This window comes from Nonomuraea sp. ZG12 (assembly GCF_052068115.1).
Lineage (GTDB): Bacteria > Actinomycetota > Actinomycetes > Streptosporangiales > Streptosporangiaceae > Nonomuraea.
Genome location: NZ_JBQHCW010000028.1, coordinates 14,163 through 30,853, shown reverse-complemented (window position 1 = coordinate 30,853; position 16,691 = coordinate 14,163). Strand labels below are relative to the sequence as shown.

The 16,691-nt window shown below is 71.1% G+C and carries 16 protein-coding genes; 10 read left to right on the top strand and 6 right to left on the bottom strand.

Annotated elements, in window-relative coordinates; translation table 11 throughout:
* Window positions 1–71 precede the first annotated feature (71 nt).
* Complete coding sequence (locus tag ACTMTF_RS41850) at window positions 72–2,459, top strand: ATP-binding cassette domain-containing protein (RefSeq protein ID WP_441115729.1); 2,388 nt, start codon at window positions 72–74, stop codon at window positions 2,457–2,459.
* Here the strand turns inward: ACTMTF_RS41850 and ACTMTF_RS41845 are convergent.
* Complete coding sequence (locus ACTMTF_RS41845) at window positions 2,444–3,004, bottom strand: hypothetical protein (RefSeq protein WP_441115666.1); 561 nt, start codon at window positions 3,002–3,004, stop codon at window positions 2,444–2,446. The two genes, ACTMTF_RS41850 and ACTMTF_RS41845, sit on opposite strands and share 16 nt — an antisense overlap.
* A gap of 60 nt (window positions 3,005–3,064) precedes the next feature.
* On the opposite strand from ACTMTF_RS41845, the gene ACTMTF_RS41840 reads away from it, so the two are divergent.
* Window positions 3,065–3,736 (top strand): 2'-5' RNA ligase family protein, encoded by a 672-nt coding sequence (locus tag ACTMTF_RS41840; protein WP_441115665.1) that lies wholly within the window; start codon window positions 3,065–3,067, stop codon window positions 3,734–3,736.
* Between the two features lie 4 nt (window positions 3,737–3,740).
* On the opposite strand, the gene ACTMTF_RS41835 is transcribed toward ACTMTF_RS41840, so the two are convergent.
* From ACTMTF_RS41835 to ACTMTF_RS41825, 3 genes are all read right to left on the bottom strand, one after another.
* Window positions 3,741–4,382: a response regulator gene (locus ACTMTF_RS41835; protein WP_441115664.1), complete on the bottom strand. Its 642-nt coding sequence runs from the start codon at window positions 4,380–4,382 to the stop codon at window positions 3,741–3,743.
* On the bottom strand, window positions 4,373–5,575 hold the full coding sequence (locus ACTMTF_RS41830; RefSeq protein ID WP_441115663.1) for a sensor histidine kinase: 1,203 nt from the start codon (window positions 5,573–5,575) through the stop codon (window positions 4,373–4,375). The genes ACTMTF_RS41835 and ACTMTF_RS41830 overlap by 10 nt, the downstream gene beginning before the upstream one ends.
* Before the next feature lie 72 nt (window positions 5,576–5,647).
* Complete coding sequence (locus ACTMTF_RS41825; protein WP_441115662.1) at window positions 5,648–6,094, bottom strand: hypothetical protein; 447 nt, start codon at window positions 6,092–6,094, stop codon at window positions 5,648–5,650.
* Window positions 6,095–6,514: 420 nt separating this feature from the next.
* Here ACTMTF_RS41825 and ACTMTF_RS41820 point away from each other — a divergent pair, with 420 nt between their 5' ends.
* The 5 genes from ACTMTF_RS41820 (at window position 6,515) to ACTMTF_RS41800 (ending at window position 11,286) form a co-directional block, all read left to right on the top strand.
* Entirely contained in the window at window positions 6,515–7,315 is an 801-nt protein-coding gene (locus ACTMTF_RS41820; RefSeq protein ID WP_441115661.1) for a S1C family serine protease, read from the top strand.
* Between the two features lie 25 nt (window positions 7,316–7,340).
* Window positions 7,341–8,318, top strand: coding sequence for an AAA family ATPase (locus ACTMTF_RS41815; protein ID WP_441115660.1), 978 nt, complete (start codon window positions 7,341–7,343; stop codon window positions 8,316–8,318).
* 3 nt (window positions 8,319–8,321) lie between these two features.
* Window positions 8,322–9,206: a DUF58 domain-containing protein gene (locus ACTMTF_RS41810; RefSeq protein WP_441115659.1), complete on the top strand. Its 885-nt coding sequence runs from the start codon at window positions 8,322–8,324 to the stop codon at window positions 9,204–9,206.
* Window positions 9,207–9,291: 85 nt separating this feature from the next.
* Window positions 9,292–10,242, top strand: coding sequence for a VWA domain-containing protein (locus ACTMTF_RS41805; RefSeq protein ID WP_441115658.1), 951 nt, complete (start codon window positions 9,292–9,294; stop codon window positions 10,240–10,242).
* Window positions 10,243–11,286, top strand: a complete 1,044-nt coding sequence (locus ACTMTF_RS41800) for a VWA domain-containing protein (protein WP_441115657.1) — start codon at window positions 10,243–10,245, stop codon at window positions 11,284–11,286.
* Between the two features lie 10 nt (window positions 11,287–11,296).
* Here the strand turns inward: ACTMTF_RS41800 and ACTMTF_RS41795 are convergent, their stop codons facing one another.
* The gene (locus tag ACTMTF_RS41795; RefSeq protein ID WP_441115656.1) at window positions 11,297–12,325 is read right to left on the bottom strand and encodes a saccharopine dehydrogenase family protein; all 1,029 of its coding nucleotides are present in this window, start codon (window positions 12,323–12,325) and stop codon (window positions 11,297–11,299) included.
* A gap of 95 nt (window positions 12,326–12,420) precedes the next feature.
* Between ACTMTF_RS41795 and ACTMTF_RS41790 the strand changes: the two genes are divergently transcribed.
* The 3 genes from ACTMTF_RS41790 (at window position 12,421) to ACTMTF_RS41780 (ending at window position 15,613) form a co-directional block, all read left to right on the top strand.
* Entirely contained in the window at window positions 12,421–13,368 is a 948-nt protein-coding gene (locus ACTMTF_RS41790) for a helix-turn-helix domain-containing protein (protein WP_441115655.1), read from the top strand.
* Between the two features lie 63 nt (window positions 13,369–13,431).
* On the top strand, window positions 13,432–13,971 hold the full coding sequence (locus ACTMTF_RS41785) for a hypothetical protein (protein WP_441115654.1): 540 nt from the start codon (window positions 13,432–13,434) through the stop codon (window positions 13,969–13,971).
* A 112-nt stretch (window positions 13,972–14,083) separates the two neighbouring features.
* A complete protein-coding gene (locus tag ACTMTF_RS41780; RefSeq protein WP_441115653.1) occupies window positions 14,084–15,613 on the top strand; it encodes an amidohydrolase family protein in 1,530 nt (509 codons plus the stop codon).
* A gap of 33 nt (window positions 15,614–15,646) precedes the next feature.
* On the opposite strand, the gene ACTMTF_RS41775 is transcribed toward ACTMTF_RS41780, so the two are convergent.
* Window positions 15,647–16,684: a hypothetical protein gene (locus tag ACTMTF_RS41775; RefSeq protein WP_441115652.1), complete on the bottom strand. Its 1,038-nt coding sequence runs from the start codon at window positions 16,682–16,684 to the stop codon at window positions 15,647–15,649.
* Window positions 16,685–16,691: the final 7 nt, after the last annotated feature.

Sequence of the window (16,691 nt, the reverse complement as noted above, 5' to 3'; positions counted from 1 at the left end):
TCCGATCGAGCCCGGCGGCGCCGACGTAGACCGTGCACAGCCCCCGCGTAACGGATGGAGACACCATGAGCATGCCCAAGAGGACGGACACGCAGTCGCCCGCGCCGCACATCGCGGACGCCCACGACCTGATCCGCGTCCACGGCGCGCGCGTGAACAACCTCAAGGACATCAGTGTCGAGATCCCGAAGCGCCGGCTGACCGTGTTCACCGGAGTGTCCGGCTCGGGCAAGAGCTCGCTGGTGTTCGGCACGATCGCCGCCGAGTCGCAGCGGCTGATCAACGAGACCTACAGCACCTTCGTGCAGGGTTTCATGCCGACGCTGGCCCGGCCCGAGGTCGACGTGCTCGACGGGCTGACGACCGCGATCATCGTCGACCAGCAGCGCCTGGGGGCCGACCCCCGCTCCACGGTCGGCACCGCCACCGACGCCAACGCGATGCTGCGCATCCTGTTCAGCCGGCTCGGGCAGCCGCACGTCGGCTCACCGCAGGCGTTCTCCTTCAACGTCGCCTCGATCAGCGGAGCGGGCGCGGTCACCCTGAGCCGTGGCGGGCAGACCATGAAGGAGCGTCGCGAGTTCAGCATCACCGGCGGCATGTGCCTGCGCTGCGAAGGCCGGGGCAAGGTCACCGACCTCGACCTCACCCAGCTGTACGACGACTCCAAGTCGATCGCCGAGGGCGCGTTCACCATCCCCGGCTGGAAGTCGGACAGCTTCTGGACGGTACGCGTCTACGCCGAGTCGGGCTTCGTCGACCCGAACAAGCCGATCCGCGAGTTCACCAAGAGGGAGATGAACGACTTCCTGTACAAGGAGGCCGTCAAGGTGAAGATCGACGGCGTCAACCTCACCTACGAGGGGCTGATCCCGAAGATCCAGAAGTCGTTCCTGGCCAAGGACAGGGAGGCGATGCAGCCGCACATCCGGGCGTTCGTGGACCGGGCGGTCACCTTCACCACCTGCCCCGAGTGCGACGGCACCCGGCTCAGCGAGGCGGCCCGGTCGTCGCGGATCGGCGGGATCAGCATCGCCGACGCCTGCGCGATGCAGATCAGCGACCTGGCCGAATGGGTCCGCGGCCTGACCGAGCCGTCGGTTGCGCCGCTGCTCGCCACGCTGCTGCGGACCCTCGACTCGTTCGTGGAGATCGGGCTGGGCTACATCTCGCTGGACCGGCCGTCGGGCAGCCTGTCGGGCGGCGAGGCGCAGCGCGTCAAGATGATCCGCCACCTCGGCTCCTCGCTCACCGACACCACCTACGTCTTCGACGAGCCCAGCATCGGCCTGCACCCCCACGACATCCAGCGGATGAACGACCTGCTGCGGCGGCTGCGGGACAAGGGCAACACGGTGCTCGTCGTCGAGCACAAGCCGGAGATGATCGCGATCGCCGACCACGTCGTGGACCTCGGCCCCGGCGCCGGCACGGCGGGCGGCACTGTCTGCTTCGAGGGCACCGTCGAGGGGCTGCGGGCCAGTGACACCCTCACCGGCCGCCACCTCGACGACCGGGCCACCCTCAAGGAGACGCTGCGGACGCCCAAGGGCGCGCTGGAGATCCGCGGCGCGACCGCCAACAACCTGCGGAACATCGACGTCGACATCCCGCTCGGCGTGCTCTGTGTGATCACCGGCGTCGCGGGCTCCGGCAAGAGCTCGCTCGTGCACGGGTCGATCCCGGCCGGCGCCGATGTGGTCTCGATCGACCAGGGCGCGATCCGCGGCTCCAGGCGGAGCAACCCGGCGACGTACACCGGACTGCTCGACCCGATCCGCAAGGCGTTCGCGAAGGCCAACGGCGTGAAGCCCGCGCTGTTCAGCGCCAACTCCGAGGGCGCCTGCCCCGCCTGCAACGGCGCCGGCGTCATCTACACCGACCTGGCCATGATGGCCGGCGTGGCCACCACCTGCGAGGAGTGCGAGGGGAAGCGGTTCCTGGCGTCGGTGCTGGACCACCACCTCGGCGGCCGCGACATCAGCGAGGTGCTCGCGATGCCGGTGACCGAGGCCAAGGAGTTCTTCGGCACGGGCGAGGCCCGCACACCGGCCGCGCACGCCATCCTCGACCGGCTCGCCGACGTCGGGCTCGGTTACCTCAGCCTCGGCCAGCCGCTCACCACGCTGTCCGGCGGCGAGCGGCAGCGGCTCAAGCTGGCCACCCGCATGGCCGACAAGGGCGGCGTCTACGTCCTCGACGAGCCGACCACCGGCCTCCACCTGGCCGACGTCGAGCAACTGCTCGGCCTGCTCGACCGGCTCGTGGACGCCGGCAAGTCCGTCATCGTCATCGAGCACCACCAGGCGGTCATGGCACACGCCGACTGGATCATCGACCTCGGCCCCGGCGCCGGCCACGACGGCGGCCGCATCGTCTTCGAGGGCACCCCCGCCGACCTCATCGCCGCCCGCTCCACCATCACCGGCGAGCACCTCGCCGCCTACGTCGCCCCCTGACCTCCGTAGATCTCGGGAATCTCGCGCATGACGGCTGCCACGGTCTGCTCGGGTGTCAGTTCCGTGCTGTCGACGGCGAGGTAGCGGTAGCCGTCCTGGTCGCCGGCGATCGCCGGGTCGACGACGTCGACCCGATCCACCTGGTCCCGCCACTCCTGCGCGGTCCGCTTGGCGCGGGTGAGGCGGCGCCGCCGGCGCTCGGCCGGCTGCACGACCAACTGCACCAGGTACGCCTCGTCGACGTCGGGAACGAGCTCGCGAAAGCGCAGGAAGTCGTCGCGGGTGATGAAGAAACTCCCCGTGATGACGTTCTGGAAGCCCGCGGCCCAGTAGTTACGGACGAGAACCGCGACGTTGAGGCGCAGCAGCCGCCAGAAAGCGTCGTCGAACAGGCATGGGTTGACCTGACCCAGGTCCTCGGCGTCGACCCGTGCTCCGCGCGGGGTGTGCGGCAGCAACGCCCGGATGATCGTGGTCTTGCCCGCGCCCTCCTGCCCTGAGATGAGGATCAGGCGGCGTTCCGGGTTCTGGTCGGAGCTGGTCACGACCGGTCAGCCTGCCACACCAGGACCCGGCGGCCCGGTCCTCCGTTGCATACTTCTGCGATGAGTGACTACGCGGATTTCTTCACCAGGGGGCGTGCCGCGCTCCTCGCGGGCGCGGCCACCTATGAACGGCCGCTGGTCGAGGACGGGATGCGGTGGGGGGCCGCGGCGGTCCTGCGGCCCGGTGGTCCCGTCCTTGCGGAGTTGATCGATCTGGCCAAGTCCGTGGGCGGGGCTGCCGGAGCCGGGCACTGGGTGCATGGGCGTGAGACGCTGCACTTCACGCTGCGGTCGCTGGAACGCTACCGGCGGGTGATCCCGGGTGATGATCCGCGCCGTCTGGCCTACGCGGCCTCCTTGGACGAGGCTGCCGCCGGGTTGCCGCCGGTTCGGATCGAGTTGCGTGGGGTCAGCCCGCATGCGGGCGGGGTGCTCGCCTTCGGTCACCCGGTCGATGACACGCTGACGACCTTGCAGCGGCGGTTCGCGCAGTCGCTGCGTACGCGCGGCGTGGCGGAGTTCGAGTCCTGGGTGCGGGACCGCTGGTACGTGAGCCTGGTGCACTTCGCGACGCCGGTGACCGACCCGGCAGCGATCGTGGCCTGGTGCGACGAACATGCCGGCGTCCCCATCGGCCTAGCGGAGATCAGGGCGGCCGAGATCGTCCAGGCCGTCCCCACCGGTGACGGCCTCCGCCTGAACACGTTGGCACGATCCGTTCTCGTCGGATAGCCGGTCACCCCCGCAGGTAGGCGAGGACGGCCAGGACGCGGCGGTGGTCGTCCGGGGCGGGGGGCAGGTCGAGTTTGCTCAGGATGCTGGCGATGTGCTTGGCGACGGCCGCTTCGGTGACCACCAGGGCGCGGGCCACGGCGGAGTTGGAGCGGCCCTCCGCCACCAGGCCGAGCACTTCGAGCTCGCGCGGCGTCAGGCGGGTCAGTGGGTCACGGCGGCGCTGCAGGAGTTGCCTGACGACCTCCGGATCGACCACGGCGTGGCCGCCCGCGACCCGCTCCAGCGCGTCGACGAACTCCTGCACGGCGCCGATCCTGTCCTTGAGGAGGTAGCCGATCCCGGCACCGGTGCCGGAGTCGAGCAGCTCCGCGGCGTACGTCTGCTCGACGTACTGGCTGAGCACGAGCACGGCGAGCGACGGTCGGCGGGCGCGTAGCTCCAGTGCGGCGCGCAGCCCCTCGTCGGTGAAGCCGGGCGGCATCCTCACGTCGGTGAGGAGGATGTCGGGCTCGTGCTCGTCGACGGCGGCCAGGAGCGCGACGGGGTCGCCGACGGCCGCGACGACCTCGTGGCCGAAGCGTTCGAGCAGGCTCACCAGGCCCTCACGGAGCAGAACGACGTCCTCGGCGATGACTACCCGCACGGGATCTCCGCCCTGAGCACGGTCGGCCCGCCCACCGGGCTGGACAGGGACATGGCGCCGTCGACGACAGCGAGCCGGTCGGCCAGCCCTTCCAGCCCGCTCCCCCCGCTCTGATCCGCACCACCCACCCCGTCGTCGCGTACCTCCAGGTCGAGCACCCCCTTCACCACCCGCCCCCGGACCCGGCAGCGGGACGCGCCGCTGTGCTTGGCCACGTTGGTGAGCGCCTCGGAGACGACGTAGTAGGCGGTCACCTCGACGGCGGGCGGCAGCCGCCGTCCCTCCTGCAGCACGAGATCGACGTCCACCGGCACCTGGGAGCGGCCCGCCACGTCGAGCACGGCGGCCGGCAGGCCCCGGTCGGTGAGCACCTGCGGATGCACGCCACGGATGAGCTCGCGCAGCTCGGCCAGCGCCCGCTGCGCCTCGTCGTACGCCTCCCGCACCTGCGCCTCGGCGGGTGAACCCGGCGGCAGGTCGAGCCTGGCCAGGCCGAGCTTCATGGTGAGCGCGACGAGCCGCTGCTGGGCGCCGTCGTGCAGGTCGCGCTCGATCCGCCGGCGCTCGTTCTCGAAGGCGTCCACGAGCCGGGCCCGGGAACGGACGATCTCCGCCTCGTCCGCGGCCAGCACGGTGCGGACGAGCGTCGCTCGCACCGCCGCCCACGCGGTGACCGGGTAGGCGGCCAGCGGCAGCATCACCAGGCCCGCCGCAGCGAGGGGCAGGCTGGTCAGCAGCTCGGTGGTCGGCTGCAGCGGCGCGCTCATCAGCGCGAGCGGCAGCCACAGGCCGAGAGCGACGAGCCCCAGGTCGATCCACCACAGCGCGAGCACCGCGACCGCCGCGAAGCCCAGCTCACGCCAGCTCGCCTGCTCCCGCAGCCGGGTGCGCAGCCGGCCCAGCGGCCCGGGACCAGGGGGCCCATGGGGATCGCGGACGGGCATGCGGTCGACCAACCGCAGCCGCCACCTCTCAAAACGGGCCAGCCACGGCGCGCCGGCCACCGTCAGCACCGTCCCGGCCAGCACCGCCACCGGCAGGCCCGCCGCGAACGCCAGCTGGACCAGGCCCGCCACCACCGGCACCATGCCGACGCTGACCAGCAGGTAGGCCAGAGCGCGCCACGGCCAGGCGGAGGTGAGATAGCGCAGCGGCCGGGTGGACATGGCGTGCAGCGCGGTGAGGGAGACCACCTCCCGAAAGTATCCGACCAGCTCAGCGCGGGCAGTAGTGCTAGGGATAGCTTCGGGCGCACGGTCGGTTCCCTACTGGGGCCAGTTGGCGATGATCTCGGGCTTGATGGCGTCGACGTGGCACCTGAACGTCTTGCGCGAGCCGGTTTGGTAGAGGCAGACCCTGACGTCCACCCGGTTGATCTCTCCGTCGGAGGCGAGCCGGAAGGACTTCTTCGCCCCGCAGGTCGAGCGGGGCCGGCTCCAGCCGGTGCCACCGCCGGTGTAGTGGAAGCGGGCACGCATGTAGGCGCAGTGGCCGCGGTGCCGGTCGCGGTCGTGGAGCGTGCCGGACACGGTGAACGTCTCGGCGCTGAAACCGGTGATCCAGACGTCGGCCTTGGCGTGGCCGGAGTGTCCCGCAGACGACTTGACGGGGCCCCAATGGATTCGGGCGGTCGCCGCCGCCTCCGCCGAGGCCGGGACGCCCGCGCCGAGCACGAAGGCCAGGGCCGCACCGATGACATGCTTCTTTCCCATGAGCGGGACGGTATGAGACGCGACTTGGAGAGATCTTGCATCCGGCTGGAGATCAAGCGACTCGAGAAGGTGGAGACCACCGGACTGCGTGAAGGTGGCTGATCTCTAACAGGTTCGCCGGCCGGTCAGGGTAAACCATCGAGGCGGCCCTGAAGCCGGCCACCGGCCCCTGGCTCTACTTCGTGACGACCGACCCGAAGAAGGGCACCATGCAGTTCGCCGGCGCCGAGGCCGAGGTCACCAGACTGTATGAGAAGTACAGGAAGAACCGCGAAGGCGACCGCTACTCCGACCCAGATTGATCATTTCCGGGGAGGCCGCGCTGCTCGTCGCGGCTGTTCTGGTCGCATCGGCCGGTTCTCATGGAGTTCTCAGGCGGACTTTGTAGCACTTTCAACTGAAATTTATGACGATGGGGCAATGGAGCACGCGCCGCAGGACGCCGGTGCGGCCGGGGCTCAGGGGGCCGTGGTCGGAAGAAGGGCTCGGCGGTTCGTCGTCGGGGGCTGCGCCCTTGTCGTCCTTGTCGTCGTGGCGGTGCTGGCGTACTGGCTGGGGGGCGGTGGCGGCGACGGCGAGGTCGCCGCGCCCGGGCCGAGCGCGACACCGACGCCCAGCGCGACGCTCACGGTGCCCGACGTCTACAAGAGGGCCGGGCCGTCGGTGGTGGTCATCCAGGCCGGGAAGTCGCTCGGAACCGGGGTGATCGCGGCCGACGACGGGACGATCCTGACCGCGCACCACGTCGTCAAGGGCACGAAGGACGTCACCCTGACGTTCGCCGACGGCACCAAGACGAAGGCCGTCGTCGCGTCGGCGAACCCCAAGCGCGACGTCGCGACCCTCAAGCCCGCGAAGCTGCCCGAGATCGTCGTCCCGGCGACACTCGGCGGCGCCGTGGCCGTGGGCGCGCCCGTCGTGGCGATCGGCAACCCGCTGGGCCTGGCCTACAGCGTCTCCTCCGGCGTGGTGTCGGGCCTGAACCGGACCGCCGAGAAAGGCGACCTGAGCGGGCTCATCCAGTTCGACGCCTCCGTCAACCCGGGCAGCTCCGGCGGTCCCCTCCTGGACGCGCGCGGCCTGGTCATCGGGATCGTCGTCTCGATCGCCGACCCGGGAGGCGACGAGGCGTTCGCCGGCATCGCGTTCGCGGTCCCGATCGGCGTGGCCCTGGGCGGCGGCGAAGGCGACGGCCCACCGGGCGACGGGCCCCTGATTTGACCGAAGCGTCACGAAAAGGAAGACCATGAACCCGGAGTCGGCACATCCGCTCGAACACGTGCTGTTCGAGGTCAAACGCACGATCGTCGGCCAGGACGTCCTGCTGGAGCGCATGGCCGTCGCGCTGATCGCCGACGGCCACCTGCTCGTCGAGGGCGTGCCCGGCCTGGCCAAGACGCTCGCGGTGCGGTCGCTGGCCGCCGCGATCGCCGGGAGTTTCCAGCGCGTCCAGTTCACCCCCGACCTGGTGCCCGCCGACCTCGTCGGCACGCGGGTCTACCACCAGCACTCCGGTGAGTTCCGTACCGAGCTCGGCCCGGTGTTCGCGAACCTGCTGCTGGCCGACGAGATCAACCGCGCTCCCGCCAAGGTGCAGAGCGCCCTGCTGGAAGTGATGCAGGAGCACCAGGTGACGATCGGCCGTGAGACCTTCCGGGTGCCCGAGCCGTTCCTGGTCATGGCGACGGAGAACCCGATCGAGTCGGAGGGCACCTACCCGCTGCCCGAGGCACAGGTCGACCGATTCATGATGAAGGTGGTCGTCGACTATCCGACGCAGGCCGAGGAGCAGGCGATCGTCGGCCGGGCGCTGCGTCCGCCGGAGCCGCCACAGCCGATGGTGTCGGCCGAGGAGCTGATCGCGATGCGGGCCCGCGCCCAGCAGGTGTACGTCGATCCGGCGATCGTCGACTACGCGGTACGGCTGGTCTCCGTGACGCGTTCCCCCGCGACGGCCGGGCTCGGCGAGCTGGAGCGGTACGTCACCCACGGGGCGAGCCCACGGGCGTCCATCGCGCTCGTCACGGGCTCCCGGGCGCTGGCGTTCCTGCGCGGCCGCGACTACGTGCTGCCGCACGACCTGTCCGAACTCGCGCTCGACGTGCTGCGCCATCGCCTCGTGCTGTCCTACGAGGCCTTGGCGGACGACGTCGACCCCGACACGATCATCAACAGGGTGCTCGGGGCCGTCCGGGCGCCCGACGTCGTCCTGCAGAACCGCTGAGCCATGGCCACCGCCCCCGAGAAACTGCTGCTCCGCCTGGAGTGGAAGGTCGTCCGCAGGCTCGACGGCCGGCTCCAGGGCGGCCACCGCACCGCGCACCGCGGCTCCGGGATCGACTTCACCGGATTGCGCCCGTACGGCGACGGCGACGACGCCCGGCACATCGACTGGAACGTGACCGCACGGCTGGACGAGCCGCACCTGCGCGTGTTCACCGAGGACCGCGAGCTGACGGTGTGGCTGGTGCTCGACCGGTCCGCGTCGATGGCGGCCGGCCGGCCGGGGCGCGGCAAGCACGACGTGCTCGCCGAACTCGCGCTCGTCCTCGCCCGGCTGTTCGGCCGGGGCGGCAACCGCGTCGGCGCCCTGCTGTTCGACACCGGGATGCTGCGCGTCGTGCCGCCGGGCACCTCCCGGCGGCACGCGCTGCGGATCGGCGCCGAGCTGGAACGCACCGCCGACTCGCGCGGCGACACCACCACCGACCTGGCGGAAATGCTCGACGCGGCCGGACGGCTCGCGCGCCGCCGCGCGCTCATCGTCGTCCTGTCGGACTTCATCGGCGACGGCGACTGGGAACGCTCACTCCAGCGCCTGGCCCGGCGGCACGAGGTGGTCGCCCTGCGGATCGTGGACACCGCCGACGACGTGCTGCCCGAGGCCGGGCTGATCGTGGTCGAGGACGCCGAGACCGGCGAGCAGCTCGTCGTCGACTCCGCCGACCCGCTGTTGCGGGTACGGTTCCGCGAGGCCGTAGACGCCCGCGATGCCCGGCTCACGGCGGGCATGCGCCGGGCCGGAGTCCCCGTACACCGTGTCGACACCGACCGCGACCTGGCCGAGGCGCTCGTCGAGGTCGTCGCCCGAACCCGCGAGCGGCCGTCATGACCGCCCCTGACCTGGGAGCGGCCGCCGTGACTGCTCCTGACCTGGGAGCGGCCGTCATGACCGCCCCGATCTGGGAGCGGCCGTCGTGACCCTGTCCTCTCCGCTGCTGCTGGCCGTCGGGCTGCTCGTCACGGCGGCGCTCGCCTGGGCGGCCATCGTCTCTGCGCGCCGTCGGACGGCCGCCCTCGCCGCGGCCGGCGTCGCCGTGCCTGGCGGACGCCGGGCGTACCTCGGGATCGGCCTGACGATCGCCGGCGTCGCCGTACTCGCGATCGCCACGGCCGGCCCGGCGGCCATGGTGCCGGTCCCGCGAACCGCGGGCACCGTCATCCTCGCCATCGACGTCTCCAACAGCATGGGCGCCGACGACGTCGCCCCCACCCGGCTGGCGGCCGCGCAGCGGGCGGCCCGCGCGTTCGTGGCGGCGCAGCCCGACAGCGTCGACATCGGCGTGGTCGCGTTCGAGCGCGGCGCGCTCACCACCGCACGGCCCGACGCCGACCACTCCGTCGCGCTCAAGGCCATCGACCGGCTGAAGATCACCGGCGGCACCTCGCTGGGCACGGCCATCACGGCCTCGCTGTCGGCGATCACCGGCAAGCAGGTCGCCGTCGGCCGCGACGGCGACGCGCCCGACATCGGCTACTGGCCGTCGGCGACGATCGTGATGTTCTCCGACGGCCAGAACCAGGGCGGGGACGTCGAACGGGCCGCGGCCGTGGCCCAGCGGGGAGGCGTGCACATCCATACCGTCGGGGTCGGCACCACGGCCGGGGCGACGGTGAAGGTCGACGGCTACCACCTCCAGACCTCGCTGGAGGAGGACACCCTCACCCTGATCGCGCAGACCACCGGCGGCGGCTACCATCCCGCCTCCGACACCGCGCGGCTCGACGGGGTCGCCGACACGATCGATCTGCGGCTCACCGTCTCCGACGAGCCGCTGCCCCTCGCGGGCGGGCTGATCGGGCTCGCCCTCGCGCTGCTCACCGCCGGAGCGGCGCTCACCGTGCTCCGGTCCGGACGGGTGATCTGAATGTCGTTCTCGTGGCCGTGGGCTCTCCTGTCCCTTCTGATCATCCCGCTGATCTTCGCCATCCGCTGGTGGACGCGGCGCCGCCGCCGGCGGGCCGCCGTCCGCGTCACCTCGATCGCGCTCGTACGCAGCGCCCTGCCCGGCCGTACGCGCTGGACGCGGAAGGTCCCCCCGGCCCTGTTCATCGCCGGGCTCGTGCTGCTCGCGGTCGGGGCCGCGCGACCGCAGGCGTCGGTACCGGTGCCGCAGACGTCGGCGACGATCCTGCTCGCGCTCGACACCTCCGGCTCCATGTGCTCAACGGACGTCGACCCCAACCGCATCACCGCCGCGAAGAAGGCCGCCGCGGAGTTCATCGAGTCGCAGCGCGGCGGGCCGCGCATCGGCCTGGTCACCTTCGCGGGCAGCGCGGGCCTGCTCGTCCCTCCCACCGACGACACCGACGCGCTGATCGAGGCGCTGGACGGCCTCACCGTGGCCCGCGACACCGCGATCGGGCAGGCCATCCTCACCTCGATCGACGCGATCGCGGAGATCGACCCGTCGGTGGCCGCCACCGGGGCCGATCCCCGCGGTGGGGAAGGCTACGTCGGCGCCGCGATCGTCGTACTCACCGACGGCGCGAACACCCGGGGCGTCGACCCTCGGGTCGCCGCCCAGGAGGCGGCCCTGCGCCGCGTCCGCGTCTTCACCATCGGCTTCGGCACCACGACCCCGGCCCCGATGGTGTGCGACAACTCCCAGTTCGACGGCCGCGGCTTCGGCGGCTGGGGTGGTCGCGGCGGCTTCGACAGGGGCCGCAACGTCCGCATGATCGACGAGCCCACGCTCAAACAGATCGCCCAGACCACCGGCGGCTCCTACCACCGCGCCCAGAACGCCGACCAGCTCCAGAGCGCCCTCGACGCCCTCCCCGGCAGCTTCACCGTCATCCGCCAGCGGGTCGACACAGCCGCCGCCTTCGCCGCCGGCGGCGGCATCCTCATCACCGCCGCCCTGGCCCTCTCCCTCTGGTGGAACCGCCCCCGGACACCGGCCCGCTGACAGTGACCGGTCAGCCGTTCGCGTCAAGCGGAACGTGCAACGAGAGGTGCGAGGACAGGGCGCGGAGGAAGTCCGGGGCGTCGAAGACCGCGCCCGCCGAGGCGACGCCGGTGGTCTTGGTCCGGCCGGTCAGGATGCGGTCGACGGCCTCGACGGCGAGCGGCGCGCTGATGGCGTAGATGTCCTGACCGGCGGCGGTCACGCGGCGTTCGGTGCCGCCGGAGCGGACGAGGACGTCGATGACGAAGGTCTGCGCGGAGCGGCCGCGCTCGTCGACGGCGGCCGGCGCCGAGGCGTCCGGGGCGGACAGGTCGGCGGCCGCCTTGGCGGTCATGTAGGTGCGCACCTCCGGGACGGCCAGGTGGCTGGGAACGGTGACGACGTCGGCCATGGTGAACTCCCCGATGACGCTCTGGAGGCCGAGCGGAGCCGGGAAGTGCCATTCCAGGGTCGGCAGAGCGTCATCGTGGTACTCCAGCCGCCCGCCGGTGAAGCGAACACGACGACCACCCCGGCGCTGCCCCGAGACCACGCCCGCGGCGAGCGTCCCGGGTGTGGGGTGCCAACTGCTCAGGCCGTAGGCGATGTGCGCCTCGTCCGCCGCCGTCCAGTCGCCCATCGCGGTCGTGACCAGCAGGTCGCCGAGGCCGCCGTAGAAGGCCATCGCCGGGACCACCACGGTGCCCGCCGCGCGGGCGCGCTCCGCGAAGTGCGCGAACGTGTCGACGTTCGCCTCGATCTCGGCCGCCACGTCGACATACGGGATGCCGGCGCGCAACGCCGCCTCGATCAGCGGGGCGGCAGTAGTGGCGAAGGGCCCGGCGCAGTTGATCACGGCGGCCGCGCCGGCCAGCGCGCGGTCGAGCGAGGCCGGATCGCCGGCCGACGCCTGCCGCGCCTCAAGCCCCGGTCCCGCCAGCGCCAGCAACTTGTCCTGATCACGGCCGAGGAGCAGGGGTACGTATCCGCGCTCGCGCAACTCCGCGACCACGAACCGCCCGGTGTGTCCGTAAGCGCCGAAAACCGCCACGTTCTTCATACTTGCTCCCTCGAAGTGAACCGCTGCCTGAATCCTGTCCTCGTTGAGGATCGATGCCCAGTGTCCGGAACGACACGACCTGTACAATTCCGGACATGAGTGTTCTCCCGCGTTCCGTCGCGGTCGCCGCCACCGAGGGCATGCTGCACTTCGAGCTGTCCCTGGCTTACGAGGTGTTCGGCTCCGCCCCGGCCGCTCTGCCAGGCCCCTGGTACGACGTGAGGGTGTGCGGCACGCGTGCCGTCCGGGTCGGCCGGTTCCTGCTGGAGCCGGACTGCGGGCTCGACCGGCTGGCGCACGCCGGCACCGTGATCGTGCCCGCCCTGGCGGACGTCGACGAGGACCCGCCGGCCGACCTGGTCGAGGCGGTGCGCGCGGCCCACGAGTCGGGCTCGCGCGTGGTCTCCCTGTGCACCGGCGTGTTCGTACTCGCCGCCGCCGGCCTGCTGGACGGGCTGCGTGCGACCACGCACTGGGCCCACACCGAGGAACTGGCCGCGCGCTATCCCCGGGTGACGGTCGACCCGGACGTGCTCTACGTCGACAACGGCAGCGTGCTCACGTCCGCGGGCAAGGCCGCGGCGATGGACCTGTGCCTGCATCTGGTCCGCCGCGACCACGGCTCGGCGATCGCCAACGTGGTCGCCCGCCGCCTGGTCGTGCCGCCCCACCGGGCCGGTGGCCAGGCCCAGTTCGTCACCACACCGGTGCCCGCCCAGGACGGCCATCCCCTGGCCGAGCTGCTCCCCTGGGTGATGCGGCGGCTGGACCGGCCGCTCACCGTGGAGGATCTGGCCCGCCAGGCGAACATGAGCTCGCGCCACCTGGCCCGTCGCTTCCGCTCGATCACCGGCACCACTCCGCTGCAGTGGTTGCTGACGCAGCGCATCCGCCGCGCGCAGGAGCTGCTGGAGACCACGGACGACAGCGTCGACACCATCGCCTCGGCCGCGGGCATGGGCACGGCGACGACACTGCGCCGCCACTTCCACCGCACGGTCGGCGTACCACCGGACGCTTATCGCCGCACGTTCCGGACGTGAGCCGAACTACCCTGTTGAGGCGTCCCGAGAGCGGGCCCTGATTTCCGGAATGAAGGCGGAGCGGTGAAATCGAGCCTGGCACACCTGACCGATGCCGGAGGGCTGATTTCGGGCCCCGGCACCTTCGACTGGGAGGGGGCCCACAACCGGCTTCAGACGCGAATTCCGGAGGACTTCCGTATGCTGCTCGACGCGGGAGGCGCCGGAGTCTGGTTCGACTACATTCAGATGTACGCACCGGGCAAGCGCTATCAGGATCGCGACCTCCTCGACTCCGGCGCCGTATGGGACGATCTTTTGCTTTTCTGGGAAGAGGGATACTCGGTCCCACCGGCGGATCTGCCGGCCGATGCGCGACTGATCGCATGGGCGGCCACCGCCGCCGGGCACAAACTGTTCTGGCTGACCCGGCCCGGGGTGCCGCCCGAAGAATATCCTGTTTATTTCGAAAGTTATGAGGGTGACACCTGGGAGCGGTTCGACATGACGACCACGGATTTCCTCGCGGGAATATTGCGAGGCGACGTGCGGAGCGAACTGCTCTCGGCGTTCCTGATGAATGTGAGTGACGTTTTCAAGCCTTACACCTTCGATGGAGCCTGAATCGGGGTCCGAACACCCCCGCCGCGCGGTGTGACCAGCATCACTTGCCTCTCACATTGATGTCAGCAATTACGCTCCCCGTGTTCATCCGGACCAACGATGGAGACACGTGATGGCAGCAGGGCTTTCCCGACGTCGAGTCATCGGCGCGGGCATCGGAATCGGCGCCGGCATCGCAGTGGGGACCATGGGAGGTGCCGCGGCTCACACCACGGGCTCGGGCCCGGCCGTCGCCATCACCGGGACCACGGTGATCGACGCGACGGGAGCCAGGCCGCTGCGCGACGTCACAGTACTGGTACGCGGCGGCAGGATCGCCACCATCGGCACCGCTCGCGAGGTGCGCGTGCCGGCGGACGCGGACGTGGTCGACGGGCGCGGCAAGTTCGTCGTCCCCGGTTTCATCGACTCCCACGTGCACGGCAGCGGCCAGGAGGAGATCGATCCGCCGTTGTTCCTGGTCAACGGCGTCACCACGGTGCGCGACATGAACGGCCACGCGCGGCTGTACGAATGGCGGGACCGGGTCGCCGCCGGGACGCTCTTCGGCCCCCGCTCCGTGGTCGCCAGCGGCATCGTGGACGGCGACCCGTCGCTGCTCGCCGGCCTCGGCTCGCCGTACGTCGAGGTCGCGAACGCCCGTGAGGCCAGGGCGGCGGTGCGTCAGGCGGTGGCCGACGGCGCCGACTTCATCAAGGTGTACGCCCGGCTCACCCCGGACGCCTACCACGCGATCGCGCACGAATGCCGCAAGCTCGGCGTCACGTTCGTCGGCCACACCCCGGACGCGATACCGCTGGCCGAGGCTAGTGCCGCCGGTCAGCGCAGCTTCGAGCACATCTACACGAGCTGGTTCGACACCTCGAGCCAGGAGAAGGAGATCCGCCGCCGCCTCGCGAAGATCCGCGTCGGCGGCGGCGAGTACAACAGCTGGTTCAACCAGACCCATCCGCTGGAGGTGCTGGCCGCGCGCACGTTCGACCCGGCCCGCGCCCGGCAGGTGTTCGGCAGGCTCGCCGCCGACGGCTCACACCAGGTGCCCACGCTGACCCAGCACCGCGTGTTCGACCTGCCCGAGTCCGTCGCGGTGCACGACGACCGGCTGCGCTATCTGCCCGCCGCCACCCGCAACGGCTGGCAGGCCCAGCTCGAACAGCTCTACCTCGCCGGGCGCTCGGCGAAGGACGTGGCCGAGCACCGGGAACTGTTCCGGGCCCGCCTGCACTGGATCAGCGCCGCGCACCGGGCCGGCGTGCCGGTCCTCGCCGGCACCGACACCGGAACCGCCTACGTCTACCCGGGTTTCAGCCTGCACGACGAACTGGAGAACCTGGTCGAAGCGGGCTTCAGCCCGATGCAGGCCCTCCAGGCGGCGACCAGCGCACCCGCCCGATTCCTCGGCCTGCCCGACGTGGGCACCGTACGCCGCAACGCGATCGCCGATCTCGCCGTCCTCGACGCCGACCCCCTCGCCGACATCCGCAACACCAAGCGGATCCACGCAGTGATCGTAGGCGGCAAGCTCATCAACGCCGGCCAGCGAGAGCACCTGCTCAGCGCCATCGAAACCGCCGCGAACACCGGGACGCTGCCCGCGCGGCTGGCCGGCTGCGCATGCACCCCGGCCCTCGCGGCCGCTTGACCCGGGCCACTACCGCATGCCGGTGAAAGGCGCCTACCCCGGCGCACCGGCGTCCTGCCCGGTGTGCCCTGCGACGAATCCGTCCGGCAATCGGTGGTGGGCGTCTCCGAACACCTGATGCGTGAGGTAGGTGCCGTCGCCGAAGGGTTCGATCGACGTGCTGTCGCCGCCGATCTCCGGTGGGAGCACCGCGGATCGGCGGGTCCGCAGATCGACGACGACGTGGATCTCCCAGTCCACCTCATGGGGGTGCTCGACGTCGTCATCCCCCCTTGCGACCGTGATCATCAGGTGATGGTCGTCGATGAGCCCGGCACCGCCCGTCGAGATGTAGGGCTCTTCCGGCTCGTCGGCGCCTCGGACAAGGTCCTCGACCGTGAACGTCGAGAGCACCTCACCGTCCGGGTATCGGTGCACCCGGACATCCGGGTCGCCATCCTCCGCCCCCGTGCTGACCAGCATGGCCCCGCTGGGAGACACATCGCAGATGATGCGACCTTCCCAGCAAGGAGCGACCAGCTCCGCGACAGTGAGCCTGCCGTCGGCCATCCGTCCGTGATATGTGGCAGAACCCCAGTACATCCCCCTGGTGACGAGCAGCATGCTCCCGTCCGGATGGGCCAGTATGCGCGCAGCTCCCGCAACCTCCACGCCAGCGCGAGCCAGGACGGCCCCCGTCGCCGCGTCGAGCACACACCACTCGTCAACCCTGCCGTCGGCTCCGCGCCCTCTCCGCTGGAGCGACCAAAGCGCCCACACGCGGCCGGCGTCGTCGTAGCCGAGTGTCACGAAGGTCATACCCTCCGGGGCGCCTGCGGCGTGCAGATCACGCTCCCATACGACAGCGCCCGAGGTGTCGATGCAGAAGACGAGGCCGTCGTGCGCGTAGTAGACGGCGGTGCGCAGGTCGGGGGCGACATCGAAGTCCCCACGCTGGCTGTGGTTTCGGTGCTCGTACCGCCTGGGGAAGGTCACCTGGGGCAACAGGCGCGTACCGTCCGCCGGGCTACGGGTCGTGTCGGCCGCCGCGAGGTTCGCTTCACCCTCTCGCCAGACATGCAGACGCGTCATCACCACG

What these genes read in the sequence shown, in the direction of transcription:
- ACTMTF_RS41850 (WP_441115729.1), top strand. Translation starts at nt 72, where the DNA reads ATGCCCAAGAGGACGGACACGCAGTCGCCCGCGCCGCACATCGCGGAC.
- ACTMTF_RS41840 (WP_441115665.1), top strand. Translation starts at nt 3,065, where the DNA reads ATGAGTGACTACGCGGATTTCTTCACCAGGGGGCGTGCCGCGCTCCTC.
- ACTMTF_RS41825 (WP_441115662.1), bottom strand. Translation starts at nt 6,094, where the DNA reads ATGGGAAAGAAGCATGTCATCGGTGCGGCCCTGGCCTTCGTGCTCGGC.
- ACTMTF_RS41820 (WP_441115661.1), top strand. Translation starts at nt 6,515, where the DNA reads ATGGAGCACGCGCCGCAGGACGCCGGTGCGGCCGGGGCTCAGGGGGCC.
- ACTMTF_RS41815 (WP_441115660.1), top strand. Translation starts at nt 7,341, where the DNA reads ATGAACCCGGAGTCGGCACATCCGCTCGAACACGTGCTGTTCGAGGTC.
- ACTMTF_RS41810 (WP_441115659.1), top strand. Translation starts at nt 8,322, where the DNA reads ATGGCCACCGCCCCCGAGAAACTGCTGCTCCGCCTGGAGTGGAAGGTC.
- ACTMTF_RS41800 (WP_441115657.1), top strand. Translation starts at nt 10,243, where the DNA reads ATGTCGTTCTCGTGGCCGTGGGCTCTCCTGTCCCTTCTGATCATCCCG.
- ACTMTF_RS41795 (WP_441115656.1), bottom strand. Translation starts at nt 12,325, where the DNA reads ATGAAGAACGTGGCGGTTTTCGGCGCTTACGGACACACCGGGCGGTTC.
- ACTMTF_RS41790 (WP_441115655.1), top strand. Translation starts at nt 12,421, where the DNA reads ATGAGTGTTCTCCCGCGTTCCGTCGCGGTCGCCGCCACCGAGGGCATG.
- ACTMTF_RS41780 (WP_441115653.1), top strand. Translation starts at nt 14,084, where the DNA reads ATGGCAGCAGGGCTTTCCCGACGTCGAGTCATCGGCGCGGGCATCGGA.
- ACTMTF_RS41775 (WP_441115652.1), bottom strand. Translation starts at nt 16,684, where the DNA reads ATGACGCGTCTGCATGTCTGGCGAGAGGGTGAAGCGAACCTCGCGGCG.